22 protein-coding genes are annotated in these 20604 nt (G+C 63.9%); 6 read left to right on the forward strand and 16 right to left on the reverse strand.

Features of this window, described 5'->3' with window-relative positions; all coding sequences use genetic code 11:
• Together JHD73_RS18930 and JHD73_RS18935 are read left to right on the forward strand one after the other, a co-directional pair.
• Positions 1 to 357, forward strand: a 357-nt coding sequence (locus JHD73_RS18930; protein WP_199031778.1) for a DUF4166 domain-containing protein, incomplete at its 5' end; no start/stop codon positions are given.
• The gene (locus tag JHD73_RS18935; protein ID WP_199031779.1) at positions 354 to 743 is read left to right on the forward strand and encodes a thiol-disulfide oxidoreductase DCC family protein; all 390 of its coding nucleotides are present in this window, start codon (positions 354 to 356) and stop codon (positions 741 to 743) included. The genes JHD73_RS18930 and JHD73_RS18935, both read left to right, overlap by 4 nt.
• Before the next feature lie 12 nt (positions 744 to 755).
• On the opposite strand, the gene JHD73_RS18940 is transcribed toward JHD73_RS18935, so the two are convergent.
• Both JHD73_RS18940 and JHD73_RS18945 read right to left on the reverse strand, forming a co-directional pair.
• Positions 756 to 1673, reverse strand: coding sequence for an alpha/beta fold hydrolase (locus JHD73_RS18940; protein WP_199031797.1), 918 nt, complete (start codon positions 1671 to 1673; stop codon positions 756 to 758).
• Between the two features lie 84 nt (positions 1674 to 1757).
• Positions 1758 to 2600: a ferritin-like domain-containing protein gene (locus JHD73_RS18945; protein ID WP_199031780.1), complete on the reverse strand. Its 843-nt coding sequence runs from the start codon at positions 2598 to 2600 to the stop codon at positions 1758 to 1760.
• 127 nt (positions 2601 to 2727) lie between these two features.
• On the opposite strand from JHD73_RS18945, the gene JHD73_RS18950 reads away from it, so the two are divergent.
• The 3 genes from JHD73_RS18950 (at position 2728) to JHD73_RS18960 (ending at position 4780) form a co-directional block, all read left to right on the forward strand.
• Positions 2728 to 3255 (forward strand): gamma carbonic anhydrase family protein, encoded by a 528-nt coding sequence (locus JHD73_RS18950; RefSeq protein WP_021194083.1) that lies wholly within the window; start codon positions 2728 to 2730, stop codon positions 3253 to 3255.
• A complete protein-coding gene (locus tag JHD73_RS18955) occupies positions 3252 to 4265 on the forward strand; it encodes an Hsp33 family molecular chaperone HslO (RefSeq protein ID WP_199031781.1) in 1014 nt (337 codons plus the stop codon). Before JHD73_RS18950 ends, JHD73_RS18955 begins: the two co-directional genes overlap by 4 nt.
• 104 nt (positions 4266 to 4369) lie before the next feature.
• Positions 4370 to 4780 carry a hypothetical protein gene (locus tag JHD73_RS18960; RefSeq protein ID WP_199031782.1) on the forward strand — a complete coding sequence of 137 codons (411 nt, stop codon included), beginning with the start codon at positions 4370 to 4372 and terminating at the stop codon, positions 4778 to 4780.
• A 57-nt stretch (positions 4781 to 4837) separates the two neighbouring features.
• Here the strand turns inward: JHD73_RS18960 and ftsB are convergent, their stop codons facing one another.
• The 12 genes from ftsB to JHD73_RS19020 all read right to left on the reverse strand — a co-directional run bounded on the left by ftsB (position 4838) and on the right by JHD73_RS19020 (position 18287).
• Positions 4838 to 5173, reverse strand: coding sequence for a cell division protein FtsB (gene ftsB / locus JHD73_RS18965; protein ID WP_199031783.1), 336 nt, complete (start codon positions 5171 to 5173; stop codon positions 4838 to 4840).
• A gap of 98 nt (positions 5174 to 5271) precedes the next feature.
• Entirely contained in the window at positions 5272 to 6555 is a 1284-nt protein-coding gene (gene eno, locus JHD73_RS18970; RefSeq protein ID WP_004626133.1) for a phosphopyruvate hydratase, read from the reverse strand.
• 54 nt (positions 6556 to 6609) lie between these two features.
• Complete coding sequence (locus JHD73_RS18975) at positions 6610 to 6900, reverse strand: DUF1330 domain-containing protein (RefSeq protein ID WP_199031784.1); 291 nt, start codon at positions 6898 to 6900, stop codon at positions 6610 to 6612.
• Between the two features lie 81 nt (positions 6901 to 6981).
• Positions 6982 to 7836: a 3-deoxy-8-phosphooctulonate synthase gene (kdsA, locus tag JHD73_RS18980; protein ID WP_199031785.1), complete on the reverse strand. Its 855-nt coding sequence runs from the start codon at positions 7834 to 7836 to the stop codon at positions 6982 to 6984.
• Between the two features lie 23 nt (positions 7837 to 7859).
• A complete protein-coding gene (locus JHD73_RS18985) occupies positions 7860 to 9524 on the reverse strand; it encodes a CTP synthase (RefSeq protein ID WP_199031786.1) in 1665 nt (554 codons plus the stop codon).
• Between the two features lie 91 nt (positions 9525 to 9615).
• Positions 9616 to 10437, reverse strand: a complete 822-nt coding sequence (locus JHD73_RS18990; protein ID WP_199031787.1) for an alpha/beta fold hydrolase — start codon at positions 10435 to 10437, stop codon at positions 9616 to 9618.
• Between the two features lie 28 nt (positions 10438 to 10465).
• Positions 10466 to 11365 (reverse strand): peptidase, encoded by a 900-nt coding sequence (locus tag JHD73_RS18995; RefSeq protein ID WP_199031788.1) that lies wholly within the window; start codon positions 11363 to 11365, stop codon positions 10466 to 10468.
• A gap of 92 nt (positions 11366 to 11457) precedes the next feature.
• Positions 11458 to 12294 carry a transglutaminase N-terminal domain-containing protein gene (locus JHD73_RS19000; protein ID WP_199031789.1) on the reverse strand — a complete coding sequence of 279 codons (837 nt, stop codon included), beginning with the start codon at positions 12292 to 12294 and terminating at the stop codon, positions 11458 to 11460.
• A 57-nt stretch (positions 12295 to 12351) separates the two neighbouring features.
• Entirely contained in the window at positions 12352 to 13302 is a 951-nt protein-coding gene (locus JHD73_RS19005; RefSeq protein ID WP_199031790.1) for an alpha-E domain-containing protein, read from the reverse strand.
• 49 nt (positions 13303 to 13351) lie between these two features.
• The gene (locus JHD73_RS19010; protein ID WP_199031791.1) at positions 13352 to 14833 is read right to left on the reverse strand and encodes a circularly permuted type 2 ATP-grasp protein; all 1482 of its coding nucleotides are present in this window, start codon (positions 14831 to 14833) and stop codon (positions 13352 to 13354) included.
• Between the two features lie 109 nt (positions 14834 to 14942).
• Positions 14943 to 17465, reverse strand: coding sequence for a DNA internalization-related competence protein ComEC/Rec2 (locus tag JHD73_RS19015; protein WP_199031792.1), 2523 nt, complete (start codon positions 17463 to 17465; stop codon positions 14943 to 14945).
• A 9-nt stretch (positions 17466 to 17474) separates the two neighbouring features.
• A complete protein-coding gene (locus tag JHD73_RS19020) occupies positions 17475 to 18287 on the reverse strand; it encodes a TatD family hydrolase (RefSeq protein ID WP_199031793.1) in 813 nt (270 codons plus the stop codon).
• Positions 18288 to 18386: 99 nt separating this feature from the next.
• On the opposite strand from JHD73_RS19020, the gene JHD73_RS19025 reads away from it, so the two are divergent.
• Entirely contained in the window at positions 18387 to 18713 is a 327-nt protein-coding gene (locus JHD73_RS19025; protein ID WP_199031794.1) for a DUF2845 domain-containing protein, read from the forward strand.
• A 30-nt stretch (positions 18714 to 18743) separates the two neighbouring features.
• Here JHD73_RS19025 and lolD read toward each other — a convergent pair whose 3' ends face one another.
• Together lolD and JHD73_RS19035 are read right to left on the reverse strand one after the other, a co-directional pair.
• The gene (lolD, locus tag JHD73_RS19030) at positions 18744 to 19472 is read right to left on the reverse strand and encodes a lipoprotein-releasing ABC transporter ATP-binding protein LolD (RefSeq protein WP_199031795.1); all 729 of its coding nucleotides are present in this window, start codon (positions 19470 to 19472) and stop codon (positions 18744 to 18746) included.
• Positions 19465 to 20604: lipoprotein-releasing ABC transporter permease subunit (locus JHD73_RS19035; RefSeq protein WP_199031796.1), on the reverse strand; the 1140-nt coding region annotated here is incomplete at its 5' end. The genes JHD73_RS19035 and lolD, both read right to left, overlap by 8 nt.

Raw genomic sequence — 20604 nt, forward strand, 5'->3', positions numbered from 1 at the left:
GGCCCAATCCGTTTCACACTCGACGCCACCGCCACCCAAGAGACCTGGACACGCCATTTCCCGCGCCAGACGATGCGCTCCACGCTGTCGCTGCATCAGGGGCGCATCATGGAGCGGCTCGGCGCAGTACGCCTCTTCTTTGCGCTGGAAGCGGGGCACGGCATGCTGCGGATGCGCCTGGAGGGCTTGCGCTTCCTCGGCATCCCCTGCCCTGCGTGGCTGCGGCCGGCCGTCGTGGCCGAAGAAACCGGCAACGGTGACCGCCTCCACTTCAACGTGCGCGCCAGCGTGCCATTGCTCGGTGTGGTTGCTGCGTACCGCGGCTACCTGGATCTGACAACGAGGGAGCCCGCATGATCGTTGTCTATGACGCGCACTGCCTGCTGTGCAGCGGCTTCACACAATTCCTGCTTCGACACGATCGACAAGGTGTGCTGCGCTTTGCATCGATGCAGGGAGCGACCGGGCGACAACTGCTCGCGCAGGCAGGCGTCGATCCGGACGATGTTGATACGGTGCTCTTCGTGCGCGATGGCCATGCATGGCGCGAAAGTGCCGCCGTACTGCGCATCCTGCATGAGCTTGGCTGGCCGTGGCGGCTGGCGTGGGCGGGTTGGCTGATCCCGGTGCCGCTGCGTGACGCGCTCTATCGCTGCGTCGCGCGCAACCGTTACCGGTGGTTTGGACGTTCAGATACCTGCATCCTGCCGCCACCCGGCGCAGTACAGCGTTTTCTCGACTGAGGCCGGCGCGGTTCAGCCATGCTGACAGAACTCCTCGATCAACATGGCCACCTGTTCCGGCTGATCGTGGTGCAGCATATGGCCCGCCTCGGCGATCAACACTTCGCGGAAATCCGGAAACGCCGCAAAGCGCGTCTTGAATTCCGGCAGCGGTGTCTCGCCCGCAATCGCCTTGAGCGTGGGTGAGTCGACGGCCTCGACGTGCAGCACAGGCGCGGTCACGCGGCGCCAGATTTCCATCACCTCATCCAAGCGATAGAGCTGCGGGTTGATGATCTTGTGCGCAGGATCACCAAGGATTTCCCAGCGGCCGTCGGCGCCCTGATGCGACCAGTGCTGCGCGAGAAATGCGGCCTTGTCCGCCGGCAGGCGCGGGTTGGTCTTCTGCAGGCGCGCGGCAACGTCTTCGACGGTGGCGTATGTGTTCAGGCGCGGCTTGTCCTTCAGTTCATCCAGCCAGCGCGCATACCGGCGCGGCGCCTGCGAAGCCTTGGAAGCCGTCATGCCGAAGCCCTCCAGATCGACCACGCGGCGCACACGCTCGGGCCGAATGCCGGCGTACAGGCACACCACGTTGGCGCCCAGGCTGTGGCCGACCAGCGTCACCTGCCCCTCCGGCTGGTAGTGATCGACGATGACCTCCAGATCCGCCAGGTAGTCGGCAAACCAGTAGCACTCGACGCCGGGAGCATCCGTGGGCCGGGCTGTCTCGCCATAGCCGCGCCAATCCGGCGCCACGATGTGCCAGCGCTCGCGCAGCGCATCCACCAGAAACTGGAACGACGCCGACACATCCATCCAGCCGTGGAACAGGAACAGGATGGGCGCGCCCGGCTCGCCCCATTCGCGCACGTGATAGCGCAGGCCGCGTACATCCAGGTAGGTCGAACGGGAAGCTTGGCGCGTAGCCGGCGGCGTGGTCGAGGTCATGGTTTCCGTCATCGAATCAGCAAATAATCGAACGATCGTTCTTTTTCCGATGATTATAGCGATGACTGCCCGACCAGGTGCCGCTTAGAACGAGGCTTCCAGCGCAGCGATCTCGTCGTCGTCAAAACCAGCCTGGCGACGCGCATCGAGGTTGAATGGTCCGCGCAGGCGCGGTGCGCCGTACTGTTCGGCCAGCTTGCGATACGTCGGCAGCGGATCAAGCCCCGCTCGCTCGCACAGATGACGATACCAGCGGTTACCCACGGCCACGTGGCCGATCTCGTCGCGCAGGATGATGTCGAGGATGCCGGCGGCCTCCAGATCACCCGCCTGCGCCAGTTTGGCGCGTATGGGCGGCGAGGCATCAAGCCCGCGCGCCTCCAGCGTGCGTGGCACCAGCGCCATGCGCGCGAGCGGGTCGGCGGCGGTCTTTTCGGTCATCTGCCACAAGCCGTCGTGGGCAGGGTGATCGCCATACCGGCAATCGAGTGTGGCCAGATGCGCCGACAGCAGCGAGAAATGTGTCGCCTCCTCCGCCGCAACGCGCATCCAGTCCTGATAGAACGCAATGGGCAAACCTGCGAAGCGCCAGACGGCATCAAGCGCGAGGTTGATGGCGTTGAACTCGATGTGCGCCAACGCATGCAGCAGCGCGGCACGTCCACGCGGCGTATCGATCGCGCGGCGGCGCGGCACCTCGGAGGGCGGCACAAGAACCGGTGCGTCGGGGCGACCAGGGATACCCGTGGCCGGCGCGGCAATCACCTCGTCGGCGCCCCAGGCGGCGGCTTCGGCACGTTGCGCGCGTTCGCCCAGGCGCAAGGTGGCGTCAACTTTGCTTGCAGGATCGGTGAGACACAACGCGGCCAGAGCGGCGTGGCGCAGGCTATCCGTGGGCGATTGGGCGGGGGACTGAAAAACGTTCATCAGCGTACAATTCGGGCTTTCCGCCATTTTAATTCGACGTGTCGGGCCTGCCCCTCTGGCAGGCTTGAAGACGCGCGCTTTTTCCCCACTTATTGGCCCACTGAGGCAGATTCTGGAGACCGATCGCATGGCCCTCTACCAACTCGGCGACGTTGCCCCGACCATTGACGAAAACGCCTACGTGGCCCCCGAAGCGACCGTCATCGGCCGCGTGGAGCTCAAGGCACGCGCAAGCGTCTGGCCCGGCGCCGTCATCCGCGGCGATAACGAGCCGATTACCGTGGGTGAGGCCAGCAACGTGCAGGAGGGCTCGGTGCTGCATACCGACCCGGGCTGCCCGCTGAACATCGGCGACCGCGTAACGATTGGCCACCAAGCCATGCTGCATGGCTGCACCATCGGCGAAGGCTCGCTGATCGGCATCCAGGCGGTGGTGCTTAATCGCGCGGTGATCGGCAAGAACTGCCTGGTGGGTGCGGGTGCGATCGTCACCGAAGGCAAGGTCTTCGAAGACGGCACGCTGATCCTGGGCGCGCCCGCCAAGGCCGTGCGCAAACTGACGGAAGACGACATCGCCAAGATGCACCTGAACACCGAAACGTATGCGGTGCGGCAGGCGATGTACAAGCAGCAACTGAAACGGATCGATGGATGACTGACGAGCTGAAGAAATTCGTATTTGACGCCGCGCCGGTGCGCGGTGAACTGGTGCGCCTGGAAGCAACCTGGCAAGAAATCCTGCGCCGCCGTCGCTACCCCGCCCCGGTCAGCACGCTGCTGGGCGAGATGATGGCAGCAGCCGCGCTGCTGTCGGCCAACCTCAAGTTCAACGGCGCGCTGGTCATGCAACTGCACGGTGATGGCCCAGTGCGCATGCTGGTGGTGGAGTGCAACTCTGACATGTCGATGCGCGCGACCGCCAAGATTGCCGAAGACGCCGAGATTGCCGACGATGCCACGCTGGCCTCGATGGTCAACGTGCACGGCCGCGGCCGCTTTGCCATCACGCTCGATCCGCACGACAAGCTGCCGGGCCAGCAGCCATACCAAGGCATCGTGCCGCTGTCAGACGAAACCGGACCGCTTTCCAACATGACCGAGGTGCTTGAGCAGTATATGCAGGCATCTGAGCAGCTCGACACGCGCCTCTGGCTGGCTGCCGACAATAAAGTCGCTTCGGGCATGCTGCTGCAGCGCCTGCCCTCGTACGGCGGCACCATGGAAGGCCGCCCCGACCGCGAGCCAGCACGGGTCGGAGAGACGGGCCAGCCGCTGCACAAGGACGTGCAGAAGCAGGATCTCGACACGTGGGAACGCGTCTGCCAGCTCGGCAACACGCTGCGCCGCGAAGAATTGCTCGAAGCGTCGATCGACACGCTCATCAAGCGGCTGTACTGGGAAGAGATGGAAGCTGCCGGCATCCGTATGTTCGAGCCATTGGCGCCGCACTTCCGCTGCTCGTGCTCGCGCCTGCGCGTGGGCGCCATGTTGCGCACGCTCGGCCAGCCCGAGATCGAGAGCATCCTGGAAGAGCGCGGCAAGGTGGAGATCGACTGCGAGTTCTGCGGTCAGCACTACAGCTTCGATGCGGTCGATTGTGCGCAGCTCTTCGCGCAGGAGACCGTCGCACAAGCCGTTCAAGGTGCATCCGGCCAACGCCATTGAGCACAGCGACATAGTATGAAGAAGCGTGGCGCGCGGCACTTATGGGTGCCGCCCACGCTCTAAGTCGCCAGTTCCCTCATCTGCCGCCTGCTGCGGAGCGCATCATGTCCAAGCCCATCACCCAGTCATTGAACCTGCCTAGCGCTGGCGCGCTCGTGCTGCCCGTGTTGGCAGCTTTGCTGGCATCGGCATGCGTTGCGGTTCCGCGCGGCCCGGGTGGTACGCCCTACACCGCGCGACTGCCGGCAGACGCACAAACGCCTGCGCCCGCGGTACTGTCGGCGGAAGATCGCAAGAAACTGGATGATTTGAACGCCAAGGCGCTGCGCGAATCCGACCAGGCAGTCAAGCGCGATGCCGAGGCGCGCGCCTACGCGGCCACACCCTACTACGCCCCTTATCCGTACCCATACTACGGTGGCTATTCGGTCTACTACGGCAGTGGATGGCGCCACCGTGGTGGCTGGGGAGTCAGCTACGGCGCGCCCGTCTGGGGCTATCCGTACTACTGGTAATTCCGGAAATCGGTTGGAAAGCAAACGCGGCACGAACGGCGCGTTCGCTCTGCACGTTCAATGCCGTTTCTGCTGCCCGGCCGGAGGCGGCGGAGGCGGTGGGGTTTCGCTGGTCTTGGGGGCCGGTGCCACGAACTGCACAAAACCTTCGTCGTCCTTGACCATCCCCAGTTCATAGCGCGCGCGCTCTTCGATAGCGCCCGTGCCCTCCCTCAGGTCCTTCACTTCGCCTTCCAGCTTGGTATTGCGCTGCTTGAGATCAACGTTGTGCTGATTCTGCGCGGTCACCTGCTTCTGCATGTCCCAGACACGTAGCCAACCGCCCTTACCCAACCAGAGCGGGTATTGGATGGCAAGCAACAACAGCAGCAGGAACAGCGTGATCAGGCGCATACAGTCAGGCGTTGGCGGCGGTACAACTCGCAGCCCCAAATACCACGCGACCGCCACAGCGGCGGTCGCACGGTCATCCGAGGCGAAACTGCGAAGGATTATCGCAGGTTATAGAACGCCGACTTGCCCGGGTAGCTGGCGATATCACCGAGGTCTTCTTCGATGCGCAGCAATTGGTTGTACTTGGCCATACGGTCCGAGCGCGACAGCGAGCCAGTCTTGATTTGACCGGCGTTCGTGCCAACGGCGATGTCAGCGATGGTGCTGTCCTCCGTTTCGCCCGAGCGGTGCGAGATCACGGCGGTGTAGCCGGCGCGCTTGGCCATCTCGATGGCAGCGAACGTCTCGGTCAGCGTACCGATCTGGTTGATCTTGATGAGGATCGAATTGGCGATGCCCTTCTCGATGCCTTCCTTCAGGATCTTGGTGTTGGTGACGAACAGATCGTCGCCCACCAGTTGCACCTTCTTGCCGAGCTTGTCGGTCAGGGCCTTCCAGCCGGCCCAGTCGCTCTCGTGCATGCCGTCTTCGATCGACACGATCGGGAACTTGTCAGCCAGGTTCGCCAGGTAGTTGGCGAAGTCTTCCGACGAGAGTTGCAGGCCTTCGCCTTCCAGGTGGTACTTGCCGTCTTTGTAGAACTCGGAAGCAGCGCAATCCAGCGCCAGCAGCACGTCTTCTCCGGCCTTGTAGCCAGCCTGCTCGATGGCCGACAGGATGGTGTTCAGGCACTCTTCGTTGCTGGCGAAGTTCGGTGCGAAGCCACCTTCGTCGCCCACGGCCGTGCTCATGCCCTTGTCTGCCAGGATCTTCTTCAGCGCGTGGAAGATCTCAGCGCCGCAGCGCAGGGCTTCGCGGAAGCTCGACTGGCCAACCGGCATCACCATGAATTCCTGGATGTCCAGGCTGTTGTTGGCGTGCGCGCCACCGTTGACGATATTCATCATCGGCACCGGCATCTGCATCGCGCCCGAACCACCGAAGTAGCGGTACAGCGGCAGGCCCGCTTCTTCGGCTGCGGCCTTGGCCACGGCCATCGACACGGCCAGCATGGCGTTGGCGCCCAGGCGGCTCTTGTTCTCGGTGCCGTCCAGGTCGATCAGGGTGCGGTCCAGGAACGCCTGTTCCGACGCGTCCAGGCCCATGATGGCCTCGGAGATTTCGGTGTTGATATGCTCGACCGCCTTGAGCACGCCCTTGCCCAGGTAGCGCGACTTGTCGCCGTCACGCAGTTCGATGGCTTCGCGCGAGCCGGTGGAGGCGCCCGAGGGCACCGCGGCGCGACCCATCACGCCCGATTCCAGCAGCACGTCGCATTCGACGGTGGGGTTGCCGCGCGAGTCCAGCACTTCGCGACCGATGATATCTACGATGGCACTCATGAAAATCCCTCTTGGTGTCTTAAAGCAGGTAACGCTACGAAGTCGGCAGGCGGCTTAGACGCCTTCGACCACGATCATGTTCATCTTGGCAGCCTTGGAGCGCGCTTCGCGGGCAGCGCGATACTCCTCGCTGTCATGGAAGGCCTTGGCCGCGTCGTAGCTCGGGAACTTGAGCACGACGATGCGGGTGGGGCTCCACTCGCCTTCCAGTGATTCGGTCTTGCCGCCACGCACCAGCGGCTCGGCGCCATGAACCTGCATGGCCTTGGTCGACAGCACCTTGTATTGCTCGTATTGCACGGGGTCCGTCACGTCCACGTACGCGAGGATGTAGCCAGCGGCCATGTGTCTCTCTCCGGAAGCTGAATCGAAAACTGAATTGGAAACGACAGCGGCGGCTGGTGGAGCCGCCGGTCATCGGAAAAATCAGTCGAACTGATTTTCCAGGAAACCGCTGCGCTTGGTGAGCGCATCCAGTTCTTTCAGTACTGACAGCAAGTCTTTCATGCGGCGCAGCGGCACAGCATTCGGGCCGTCTGATTTTGCGCATGCGGGGTCCGGGTGCGTTTCCATGAACACGCCCGCCACACCCGTGGCGATGGCAGCACGCGCCAGCACCGGCACAAATTCACGCTGACCGCCGGAGCTGGTGCCTTGGCCGCCCGGCAGTTGCACCGAGTGCGTAGCGTCAAACACCACCGGCGCGCCCGTCTCGCGCATGATCGCCAGGGAGCGCATGTCCGACACGAGGTTGTTGTAGCCGAACGAGGCGCCGCGCTCACAGGCCATGAAGTTGTCTTCCGGTAGGCCGGCATCACGGGCCGCGTGACGCGCCTTGTCGATGACGTTCTTCATGTCGTGCGGCGCGAGGAACTGGCCCTTCTTGATATTGACGGGCTTGCCGCTCTGCGCACAGGCGCGGATGAAATCGGTCTGGCGGCACAGGAATGCCGGCGTCTGGAGCACGTCCACAACGCTGGCCACCGGTTTGATCTCATCGATCTCATGGATGTCGGTCAGCACCGGCACGCCCACCTGGCGGCGGACTTCTGCCAGGATACGCAGCCCCTCTTCCATGCCCAGACCGCGGAACGAGGCGTCCGACGAGCGGTTCGCCTTGTCGAACGACGACTTGTAGATGAACGGAATGCCCAGGGCACCCGTGATCTCCTTGAGCGTACCGGCGGTGTCGATCGCCATCTGCTCGGACTCGATCACGCAGGTGCCGGCAATCAGGAAGAACGGTTTGTCGAGGCCGACTTCGAAATCGCAGAGTTTCATGATGTTCCCGTGCGCCAGGCGCTTTAAGCGACAGCGCGTTGCGTGTTCTGCTGGTGATGCGCCAATGCGGCTTCCACGTAGGCCTTGAACAGCGGGTGACCGTCGCGCGGCGTCGAGGTGAATTCCGGGTGGAACTGCACGCCGACGAACCACGGGTGCATCGAGCTCGGCAGTTCCATCATTTCCGGCAGGTTTTCCGACGGCGTGCGCGCCGAAATGATCATCCCGGCCTTTTCCAGCTGCGGCACGTAGTGGTTGTTCACCTCGTAGCGGTGACGATGGCGCTCGTTGACTTCCGCGCCGTAGATCGTCGCCGCCTTGGTGCCCGATTGCACCGGCACGCGCTGCGAACCCAGGCGCATGGTGCCGCCCATGTCCGAATCGGCCGAGCGCTTTTCCACCGCGCCGTCACGATCCAGCCACTCGGTGATGAGGGCCACCACCGGGTGTTGGGTCTCGTCGTTGAATTCCGTGCTGTTGGCGTCCGTCATGCCGGCCAGGTGGCGGGCAAATTCGATCACAGCCAGCTGCATCCCCAGGCAGATGCCTAGGTACGGCACGCCCTTTTCACGGGCGTACTGGATCGCGCGGATCTTGCCTTCCGTACCGCGCTTGCCGAAGCCGCCCGGCACCAGGATCGCGTCCAGCGAATCCAGCACCTGCATGTGGCCCGACTCCAGCTCTTCGGAATCGATGTACTCGATGTTGACGCGCGTCGAGGTGTGCAGGCCAGCGTGGCGCAGCGCTTCAATGAGCGACTTGTACGACTCGGTCAGGTCGACATACTTGCCGACCATGCCGATGGTGATTTCGTGCTGCGGGTTCTCCAGCGTGTGCACCATGTGTGCCCACACCGACAGATCCGCCGGCGGCGCGTCGATACGCAGCTCTTCGCAGATGATGCGATCCAGCCCCTGCTCGTTGAGCATCTGCGGGATCTTGTAGATGGTGTCGACATCCCACACCGAGATGACCGCGTCCTGCGGCATGTTGGCGAAGAGCGAAATCTTCGCGCGCTCGTCGTCAGGAATCGGGCGGTCCGCGCGGCACAGCAGCGCGGTCGGCTGCACACCGATTTCACGCAGCTTCTGCACCGAGTGCTGGGTCGGCTTGGTCTTGAGTTCGCCAGCGCTGGCAATGAATGGCACCAGCGTCAGGTGAATGAACGCCGCCTGGTTGCGGCCCAGGCGCAGGCTCATCTGACGCGCGGCTTCCAGGAACGGCAGCGATTCAATATCACCCACCGTACCGCCGATTTCCACGATCGCCACGTCGGCCTTACCGTCGTGCGAGGCTGCTGCGCCGCGCTCGATGAACGCCTGGATCTCGTTGGTGATATGCGGAATGACCTGCACCGTCTTGCCGAGGTACTCGCCGCGACGCTCCTTGCGGATCACGGATTCATAGACCTGGCCGGTGGTGAAGTTGTTCGACTTGCGCATCTTGGCCGAGACGAAACGCTCGTAGTGGCCAAGATCGAGGTCGGTTTCTGCGCCGTCCTCCGTCACAAACACCTCGCCGTGCTGCAGCGGGCTCATGGTGCCCGGGTCGACGTTGATGTAGGGATCGAGTTTGAGGAGGGTGACTTTGAGGCCGCGCGACTCAAGAATGGCCGCGAGCGAGGCGGCGGCGATGCCCTTGCCGAGTGAGGACACTACGCCACCGGTAACGAATACGAACTTGGTCATGACCTAGCTTGCCGGGGAAAGCCGGATTATAGCAAAGGTGCCTTGCCCGATCCGTGACAGAACGGTGGAATTTGCCCGAGCGAAGCCTCGCTTATGCCGCGTGCCGCATGGCGCCTGCGTTGGCGCGCATTTCATTGATCAACTGGCGGATCAACTCGGCCGTTTCCAACGGCTTTTCCATCGGATACAGGTGACTGCCTTCGATCCAGCGCAGCTTGCTGCCGACGATGCGCCGGGTTGCACCCAGGCCCACCTGGCGGATTTCCCGCGAACGCGTGCCGGCCACGAAGCTCACCGGAAACGGCGTGCCGCCAGCGACCTTGCGGCCCATGTTGGTCGGCAAAGTACGGTAGATCTGATACTCGATCTCGCGCGAGAAACGTAGCGTGCGCTCGCGCTCGCGGCCAGTCGGCTCGGTGCCGTGCTCGACGTAATCACGCAGCACATCTTCATCCCAGCGATCGAACTTGCGCTTGGCCTTAAAGTGGCTCCAGACGGAATCCAGATCCGGCCAAACGTTGCGGCGATTCTTGGTGGCGGCAGCCGGCGACTGGCTCTCGTCAATGTCCAGCCACTGCGCAACGCGCAGCAGCTTGGCGCGCCAGCCCGCGATGATGGGCGAATCGAGCATCAGCACACCGCGCACGTGCTCAGGCCGACGCAGCGCCGCCATCAAGCTCAAGAAACCGCCCAGCGAATGACCGACCAGCCAGACAGGCTCAGGTTGCGCATCGATCTCTGCAAGCAACTCCTTGACCAGCCCCGGCCACGACCGCGTCACCGGAAAGCGCGGGTCATGCCCGAATCGCTCAACAGCGTGGATATCGTAGTCGTCACCCAGCACGCCGAGCATCTTGCGATACGTGCCGACTGGAAAACCGTTTGCATGTGAAAAAAGGATCACGTCGCGCATCAAACCAGCTCCCGCCCCGCGCTCAGTATCATTCTTTCGAAGCGCTGCCAGCCACGCGCTGGAGCGTCGACACCTGCTCGAACACCGGGCCGGGCGCGCGTTGCGGTGTGGCGGGAGCGTCCGCGGCGGGCGGCGCGATGCGCACGGGCCCCACCTCGGTCGACGGATGCCCTTCACGGCGCAGCGGATACGACGGGCTGGTGTCCGTCTCCCAATCCGGGTCATCGATCTCGGCAAACACTTGACGCAAGCGCTTACCCCAGGTGCCGCGGATCATCGCGAAATACGGATTCTCTTCGTCAATCGCCACGAAACGCGTCACGCGCAGCGAATCGGTTTCATAGACCAGCAGATCGAGCGGCAGCCCCACCGAAATATTCGACTTCAGCGTCGAATCCATCGAGATCAGCGCGCATTTTGCGGCCTCGTCCAGCGGCAGCCCCGGGGAGACCACTCGGTCGATGATTGGCTTGCCATACTTGGCCTCGCCGATCTGGAAATAGCAGTTCTCGGGGGTGGCCTCGATGAAGTTGCCGGCGGCATAGACGTTAAACAAGCGCGGACGTTCTGTGCCGATCTGCCCGCCAAGGATGATGCTGACGTTGAAATCAATCTTGGCCTTGGCCAGCGCCGCTGCATCCCGGTCGTACACCTCGCGCACGGCTTCACCAACAATGGTGGCCGCCTCAAACATATCGCGGGCGGTCCACAGTGAGCGCGGCTTGTCGCGCGCCTCCGTCAACACTTGGCGCACGGTCTGGCTGATGGCGAGGTTGCCGGCGGTCAGCAGCACCATGACACGATCGCCTTCGCGCTCGAAGACGGTCATCTTGCGGAACGTGGAAATGGCATCGACGCCCGCGTTGGTGCGGGAATCCGACAGGAAGACCAAGCCAGCGTCCAGGCGCATGGCAACGCAATAAGTCATGGGAGCAGCGACAAACGAAATCTATGAGTTAAGAGCATTCTAGCGTGTCGATCGCAACGCATTGACACGCTTGGAAGCGGCGTTCAGTTCACTCAGGCGGCCTCGGCGGGCAACGGCTCGATCGAGATGCTGACGTTCAGGGTCTCGGCGCCGCCCCCCTGGCGGATGCCGCGGATCGGTGCGGCAGATTGGTAGTCGCGACCGACTGCCAGGCGAATGTGACGCTCGTCGGTGAAGCACTGGTGCGTCACGTCGATGCTGCACCAGGTATGCGTTTCAGCATCGAGACAAACATCGGCCCAGGCATGGCTGGCGAGATCTTCCTCGCCAACGGCATGGAAGTAGCCGCTGACATAGCGGGCCGGCACACCGAGCGCGCGGCAGCACGCCACCATCACCTGCGCTTGGTCCTGGCAGACGCCAGCACCCAGGTTGAAAGCCTCGGCGGCCGTCGTGCCCACATCGGTGGTATTGGGCTTGTAGCGCACACGCTGCGCAATGGCTCCGGCAAGGCTCAGTGCCGAATCCGCATCACCATGCACCAGCGCATGCTTGCGTGCGAAGTCGACCATCTCAGGCGGCGCAGAAGTCAGCGGCGTGGTGCTCAGGAAGTACAACGGCGACACACGGTAGCGCCCTTCCCCTGGGGCATCGGTAAAGCTGCGGCTACCCGGTACGGCGCACGGGAAGGCCTCGACAATGCCGCGGGCGTCGATGGTGACGTCGTCCGTGCGGTTGCGCAGGGTGAAGTGGTGCACCACGTTGCCGAAGCCGTCGGTGGCGCGGGTCAGGTTGCCGGGGGCATGGATCTGCCAGCTGTCCACCTGTTGCAGCGGCCCGCTGCGCGGGGTCAATCGCAGCTCATGCACGCTGTGGCGCAGCGGCTCGGCATAACGGTAGACCGTCGTATGTCGAATTTGGTATTTCACGATGGCGCGGACGCCGCCCGTAGGCAACGCCCTGGTAGATACAAAATGCCCCGCGCGTCACACTGCATCGAGCGGCACCAGGAAGTCCTGACTGATGCCGTTGCCCAGATCGCCAATGCGCTCCAGGAAATTGGTCAGCCACGGGTGCAGGCCAACCGCAAAAATGTCTTCGATGCGGGCATACCGCAGGTCGGCGTGCAGTTTACCAGCGCGTCGCTCCGTCTCCGCGGACTGGCTGTTACGCACGGTGGAGAGAATCGCCACGACTTCGTCCATGCTGGCCAGCAGCGAGCGCGGCATGTCGCTGCGCAGGATCAGCAACTCGGCCACGCGCGTCGGCGTAATCACGTTGCGATAAATCTTGCGGTAGACCTCGAAACCCGACACCGAACGCAGCGTGGCAGCCCAGTGATAGAAGTCGCCCTGCTCGGCCGCCGTTTCATCGCGCGTGGGCGTGGACTGGAATTTCACGTCGAGCAATCGCGCGGTGTTGTCGGCGCGCTCCAGGAAGGTGCCCAGACGCATGAAATGGAAGGCGTCGTCCGTGAGCATGGTGCCGACCTGCACGCCGCGCGACAGGTGCGAGCGGAATTTAACCCACTCGAAGAACTGCGACGGATCATCGCGCAACATGCCCTCGGCCATCAGGCGCTGCACGTCCAGCCAGGTGGTGTTGATGGTCTCCCACACTTCGGTCGTGATGGAGCCGCGTACGGCCCGTGCGTTCTCGCGCGCGCCGCGCAGGCAGCTCATGATCGACGACGGATTGGTCATGTCGCGGACCATGAAGTCGATCACGTCATCGCGCGAGAGCAGGCCGTAGCGCTCATCAAATACCTGCGTGAGTTCAGAGATGTCGAGCATCGCCCACCAGCCCTGCTCGGCCACTTCCGCCGATTGCGGCAGCAGCGAGGTCTGGTAATTGACGTCGAGCATGCGGGCGGTGTTCTCGGCCCGTTCGGTGTAGCGCGCCATCCAGAAGAGGTGGTCTGCGGTGCGGCTGAGCATGGCGTTCCCTGTCCGTATTCGGTTATGTCGGTTGCGAGATATCGACGCGTTAGCGCTCCAGCACCCACGTGTCCTTCGTCCCGCCGCCCTGCGACGAGTTGACCACCAGCGAGCCCGCCCGCAACGCCACGCGCGTCAGGCCGCCCGGCACCATGCGCACGTCCTTGCCAGACAGCACAAAGGGCCGCAGATCAATATGGCGCGGCGCGATGCCAGCTTCCACATAGGTCGGGCAGGTCGACAGCGCGAGCGTCGGCTGGGCGATGTACTGATCGGGGCGCGCCTTCACCACCTCGCGGAACGCCGCGATCTCGTCCTTAGTAGCCGCGGGGCCGACCAGCATGCCGTAGCCGCCCGCACCGTGCGTCTCCTTGACCACCAGTTCGCCCATGTGGTCGAGCACGTACTGCAGGTCGTCCGGTCGGCGGCACATGTAGGTCGGCACGTTATTCAGGATCGGCTCTTCGCCGAGGTAGAAGCGGATCATGTCGGGCACATACGGGTAGATCGACTTGTCATCCGCCACACCGGTACCGATGGCATTGCAGATGGTGACGTTGCCCGCGCGGTAGACCGACAGCAGCCCCGCCGCACCCAGCGAAGAATCCGGGCGGAACACCAGTGGATCGAGGAAATCGTCATCGACGCGGCGGTAGATCACGTCAATGCGCTGCGGGCCCTGCGTAGTGCGCATATAGAGGTGGTCGTCCTGCACGAACAGGTCGTGCCCTTCCACCAACTCCACGCCCATCTGCTGGGCCAGGAATGCGTGCTCAAAGTAGGCCGAGTTGTACATGCCCGGCGTAAGCACCACCACGGTCGGATCGGCAATGTTCTGCGGCGACACACTGCGCAGCATGTCCAGCAGCAAGTCTGGATAATGCGCGACCGGCGCCACACGATTGCGTGCGAACAGTTCGGGAAACAACCGCATCATCATCTTGCGGTTTTCCAGCATGTAAGACACACCCGACGGCACGCGCAGGTTGTCTTCCAGCACGTAGAACTCGCCCTCACCGGCACGCACGATGTCGATGCCGGCCACGTGCGCGTAGATGTCGCGCGGCACGTTCACACCGAGCATGTCGGGGCGGTATTGAGCATTGTTGTAGATCTGGTCGGGCGGAATGACACCGGCGCGCAGGATGTTCTGCTCGTGATAGATGTCGTGCAGGAAGCGGTTAAGCGCGTCGACCCGCTGGCGCAGGCCGCGCTCGAGCGTGGCCCACTCACTGGCCGGGAAAATGCGCGGAATGATGTCGAACGGAATCGTGCGCTCGGTACCGCTATTCGATTCGTCCTTGTCACCGTACACCGCAAAGGTGATACCCACGCGTCGGAAGATGAGATCGGCCTCGGCGCGCTTGTTCTGCAGCGTGGTGGCGGACTGCGCGCCCAGCCATTCGGCGAAGCGTCCATAGTGACTGCGCACCTCGCCCTGCTGGACGAGCGCTGCTGGGGCCGGTTCGGCAGCATGCGAGCTGCGCTCGCCATGCCAGTTGAGCATTTCATCGTAGAACCGGACTGCCATGCTTTTCTCCCCTGACGGACTGTCATGCACGCGACGGCACGACGTGTGGTTTTTATAGCACGCCGGTTTCGGGCACCACAATGGGGCCAACCCGCGATGCAACCAAGTTTTACGGCAGCGCATCAATCCCGTCTGCGGCTGTCGCCAGGGCTTCCACTTCCAGCGCGGAGGACCAGTAACGCGGCCGCATCGACCGCGCCGTCTGCACTTCCAGCGCATCGCCGTTCGTCGCGATGACGACGGCACCCGTCTCGTCGGTCCGCAGTCGCTCAATGTCGCGCGCCACATAGCGTTGCCACACTTGGCGGTGCGGATGTCCGTACCGGTTGCGGTAGCCGACCTGGAAAACTGCCACCTGCGGTGACACTGCGTCCAAGAACGCTCCGCTGGAGCTTGTCTTGCTGCCGTGATGGGGTACTAGCAAGATGTCTGCCATCAGCCGCTCCGGCGCCTCCCTGGCGACGAGCACCGCCTCCTGCGCGGCTTCGATATCGCCGGTCAACAGCGCGGCATGCCGGCCGTTGCCGACGCGCAGCACGCAACTGCGGGCGTTGCTCGACACGCGCGCACCGTCGGCAGGCTGCTGCACCGGGTGAAGCATCTCGAACGTCACACCATCCCAAGTCCATGCTTGCCCAGCCAAGCAACCGGTCAAACCAACATCGTGTGCAGCGGCCACCTTGTATAGCGCATGCCCGCTTGGCAGAGACGCCAACATAGTGCGTACCGGCATCGCGTCGATCACCGTTTCGGTGCCGCCAGCGTGGTCGCTGTCTTCGTGACTGACGACCAGCGCGTCCAGGGCTTCGACTCCGTGCCCACGCAGATAGGGTGTGATGACGCGGGCAGCCGCATCGGCGTGGTCGCCGTAGCGTGGGCCTGTGTCGAACAGGAGGCGGTGGTTGGCCGTTTCGACCAGCGTGGCGGCACCCTGGCCGATGTCGAACGCAACGACGCGAAACTCGCCCGGCAACGGCACCGGAACACGTGCCAGCAGCATCGGCACGAGCAGCAATGCGCCCTGCACGCGCCATGCCCAAGCGCGATGCGCCCCCGGCACCAGCAGCAGCGCCACCCCACCAATCGCCAGCAGCAACGCCCATGTGGGAGCGGCAGGCGCCACCCAGATCGACCAGCTCGGCCGGGCCAGCCAGTCCAACCAGACGACCAACCAGCCGAAGCTCATCTCCGACAGGGACAGCACCGGTTGTGCGAACGGCGTTGGCAGCGCCGCGCCAATCAACGCCAGCGGTGTGGTCACAAAGCTGACGACTGGAATTGCCAGCCCGTTGGCCGCAATCGAAACAACCGATGTCTGCTGGAACAGCAGCAACGTCAGCGGCAGCAGCCCAAACGTGACGGCAAATTGAATGCGCGTCGAGCTGGCAAACCCGCGTTGGTAACGCCACCACCACCTTTCCGACTCACGATTGCGCGGCCCGTTGAGCGCCATCTGCGCCGCCAGAAAAATGATCGCCACCGCGCCAAACGACAGCCAGAACCCCGCTGACATGACGGACCAAGGATCGACCACTGCCACCACGGCCGCCGCCCAGCACAGCGACAGGCTCGCCGGCACATTGCGATCGGTCAGCCGCGCAATCGCAACAGTCGACAGCATCAGCAGCGTGCGCTGCGCCGGCACGCCCATCCCGGCAAGCAGGCAGTAGGCGAAAGCGCCAAGCATGGCGGCAATCGCGCCCGCTCGCGGCGTCGGCATCCGCAGTGGCAACGGCGTGCGCAACCAGCGCGCCAGCCCGAACGAGCGGCGCCATAGCGCCATCGACAACGCAGCAAACAATCCGGCAATCATCGTAATGTGCAGGCCGGAAATGCTGACAAGGTGGCTGATGCCGGTGCGGCGGAACAGCGCCCAATCTTCACGGGCGATGCCGCTCTGATCGCCCACCACGAGTGCGACAACAACGGGGGCATAGCGCGCGTTGGGCAACACAGCGAGGATGTGGCGCCGCACGGCAGTACGCCAACGCTCTACGTTGACCGCCAAGCCGGCGTCGGCCTCGCCCAGTGCGATGTTTTGCACACGCTTGCCGGTACGCACGTAGCCGGTGGCGCGAATGTCGTCGGCGAGCATCGCGTATTCGCCATCGAAACCGCCAGGGTTGATCAGGCTATGCGGACGTTTGACGCGCAACGTCAGTTGCCAGCGTTGGCCGGGCTGCAGGTCGGGGATGCCAGCACGGCGATCCGGGCCAGCGCCCTCCTCGTCCTGCCCGCCCCAATTGCGTGTGCCGTACCAAGACAGGCGTACGCGCGAGGGCGCAGCGTCGCCGGCATCGCTGGATTCGATCTGGAAAAGAAAGCGCGTGGCATCTTCGGTGACCAGCGGAAGTTCAGCCACGACGCCTGTCGCAATGATGTCCTGACCTTCCCACGCTGGACTGAGCACGACAGACAATCGCTGTTGCGCACGCCAGTCGCTCCAGCCAAAGCCAGCAACGAAAGCACTGGTGACCAGCAAGACGGAAAGCAGGATCGGCCTGCGACGCGCCACAAGGGCGAGCAGCAGACACAGTGCCAGCGCCACAACCACTTGCCACGCAGGCACGAGCGCGGCCTGCATCTGCAACGCCAAGCACCCGGCCACGAACCCAACCAAACCCAACCGCATGGGCGGGCGTCAGGGTGTCAACAGCGCTGCCAGACGAGGAATGGCTTCGATACTGTTCCTGCGCACCTGAGCGGCCAACGCTTCGATGGAGATGCCGCGCAGTTCCGCCATGGCGGCGGCAATGCCTGCGACCTCGGCCGGCGCATTGCGCGTACCGACCTGCTCGCTGAACTGATCGTCGGCCAGCCATGCCGGGGCGAGGTCTGGGGCGTCGGTTTCCAGCACGATCGATTCGATCGGCATGTCGGCAGCGAGCCTGCGGACACGGTTGGCGCGCGAGAAGGTGAACACACCGCCGAAGCCAAGCTTGAAGCCCGAATCCACGTAGCTACGCGCCTGATCGGGGCTACCGTTGAATGCATGCGCGATGCCGTGCACGCCTGCCTTGGCGGCTGCGCTGCGCACTTGGTCCTGCGACTTGCGCACGTGCATCAGCACCGGCAGATCAAACTCACGCGCAATGCGCAATTGCGCCTGGTAGACGGCATTCTGCCGCTCGACATTCGGATTGGGGATGAAGAAATCGAGCCCGATCTCGCCAATCGCAACAAAGCGCGGATCGTCCATCGACGCTGCGACTTGGCGTCGCAGTTCAGCCAGATCGACATCGCTGGCCTGGGCGGCGCACATCGGGTGAATGCCGAGCGCATAGCTGCACCCCGCGTGCCGGTGCGCCAGCGTGCGCACCGTGTCGAAGTTCCAGCGCGCCACGGCTGGCACGACGATGTGGTTCACGCCCGCCGCGTGCGCCTGCGCGACGACCGCGTCACGGTCTGCATCGAATTCGCGGGCGTCGAGATGGCAATGGGTGTCAATCCACATGATCGGCTCAAGGCTATCGAAAAGCGGCAACGTACCGGAAAGACAAGCGTTCTAGAATCCGCCTTTTCTGATACTGGGTGCCTCCACCCGCACAATACGATGAAAACTGCCTACGTGACTTGTGCCACCCTCACCGCGCTCCTGATCGCCCTGCCCGCCAGCGCTGAAACGATGCGCTGCGGCAGCGGCTACATCGTCCGCATCGGCGACAACAAGTCAGACGTCCTGCAGAACTGCGGCGAGCCCGTGATGCGCGATACCTTCTGCGGCACCACGGCCACCGGCAGCGCGCAGCCCGCCATCAACGGTGCCTGCAGCAATGTTGATGAATGGACCTACAACCCGGGCACCGGCCAGTTCATGACGACGCTGCGCTTTGTCGAGGGCCGGCTGCAGTCCATCCGCTACGGCAGCCGGGCGCGCTAGCGCGCTGTAACGCGCTGCGCAGCGCGGGCATCAGCGCTCTAGCTGCAGATGCCCGTCGCGCAGGCGCAGGATGCGATCGCAACGGCCGGCCAGCTCGATATCGTGCGTGACGATGACGAAGCTGGTGCCAAGCGTGCGGGTGAGCTCCAGCATCAGATTGAAGACTTCACCAGCGGTGTGGTCGTCCAGATTGCCGGTGGGCTCGTCGGCGAGCACGCAAGCGGGTGAGCCGACCAGCGCGCGCGCAATGGCCACACGCTGACGCTCGCCGCCGGACAGCTCGCCCGGACGGTGCGCCGTGCGCGGACCCAGCCCCACACGCTCCAATGTCGCCTGCGCGGTATGGCGCGCTTGCGCCTCGGCCACGCCGCGAATGCGCAGCGGCATCGCCACATTGTCCAGCGCGGTGAACTCCGGCAGCAGGTGGTGGAACTGGTAGACAAAGCCCAGCGCTTGGTTGCGCAGCGTGTTGCGCTCACGCTCCTTCATGTCGGTAAAGGGCTTGCCGAGCAACGAGACGCGACCTGAACTCGGCTCGTCCAGCCCGCCCAGCACATGCAGCAGCGTGCTCTTGCCCGAGCCCGATGCACCGACGATCGCCACCTTCTCGCCCACACCGATGCGGATGTCGACGCCCTTGAGCACGTCGACATTCAAACCACCCTGCTTGAACGACTTGGACAGCCCCTCGGCCTGCAGCACCGCACCCACGCGGGCATCGGCCGGCGCATCCATGGAAGTCATGACAGCCTCACTCATAGCGCAGTGCCTCCGCCGGGTTCACGCGCGAGGCGTGCCAGCTCGGATACAGCGTCGCCACCGAGGCGAGGATGAAGGAAATGATGCCGATGGTCGCAATGTCGTTCACGCGGGGGTCCGAGGGCAATTCGCTAATGAAGTAAATGTCCTTTGGCAGGAACTGCACGCCAAAGAGGTGTTCGATAAAGGGCACGATCACGTCGATGTTGTAGGCGATGAGCGTGCCCAGCCCCACGCCCAGCAGCGTGCCCATGAAGCCGATCGCCACGCCCTGCACGATGAAGATCTTCATGATGGAGCCCGGCTGTGCGCCCATCGTGCGCAGGATGGCGATGTCGGCCTGCTTGTCCGTCACCGTCATCACCAGTGTGGAAACCAGATTGAACGCCGCCACGGCAATGATGAGCGTGAGGATGATGAACATCATCTTCTTTTCGGTCTTCACCGCCGCAAACCAGTTGCGGTTCTGGCGCGACCAATCGCGGATGTAGAGCTCGCCGGTGAGCGTGCGCGAGAGCGCCTCGGCCACCTGGGGCGCGCGATCCATGTCGGTCAGCTTCAGGCGCACGCCGGTCGGGCCGTCCAGGCGGAACAGGCGCTCGGCGTCTTCCATGTTGATGAGCGCGAGCGAGCTGTCGAACTCGTAGTGCCCCGATTCAAACGTGCCGATCACGGTGAACTGCTTCAGGCGCGGCAGCACACCCGCCGGGGTGATGGTGCCCTGCGGCGCCACCAGGGTGACCTTGTCCCCCGGGCGCACGCCAAGGCCCTGGGCCAGTTGACTGCCCAGCGCGATACCGAATTCGCCGGGTTTCAGGTCGTCGATCGCGCCGGACTTGAAGTCCTTGGCGATGTCCGACACCTTCGGCTCATCCGCCGGCGACACACCGCGCAGCAGCACGCCGCGCACGGCGTCATCGCGCGTGATCATGGCCTGCGCGCCCACGTACGGCGCCGCACCGATGACTTCCTTGTTCTGCATCGCCTCGTTGGCGGTGCGCTGCCAGTCAGGTAGGCTGCCCGGCGCCATGACCTCGATGTGCGCGAGCACGGACAGCATGCGGTCACGCACTTCCTTCTGGAAGCCGTTCATGACCGACAGCACGATGATCAGCGCCGCCACGCCCAGCGC

The sequence above is a fragment of the Ralstonia sp. ASV6 genome, assembly GCF_016429285.1.
Classification (GTDB): domain Bacteria; phylum Pseudomonadota; class Gammaproteobacteria; order Burkholderiales; family Burkholderiaceae; genus Ralstonia; species Ralstonia flaminis.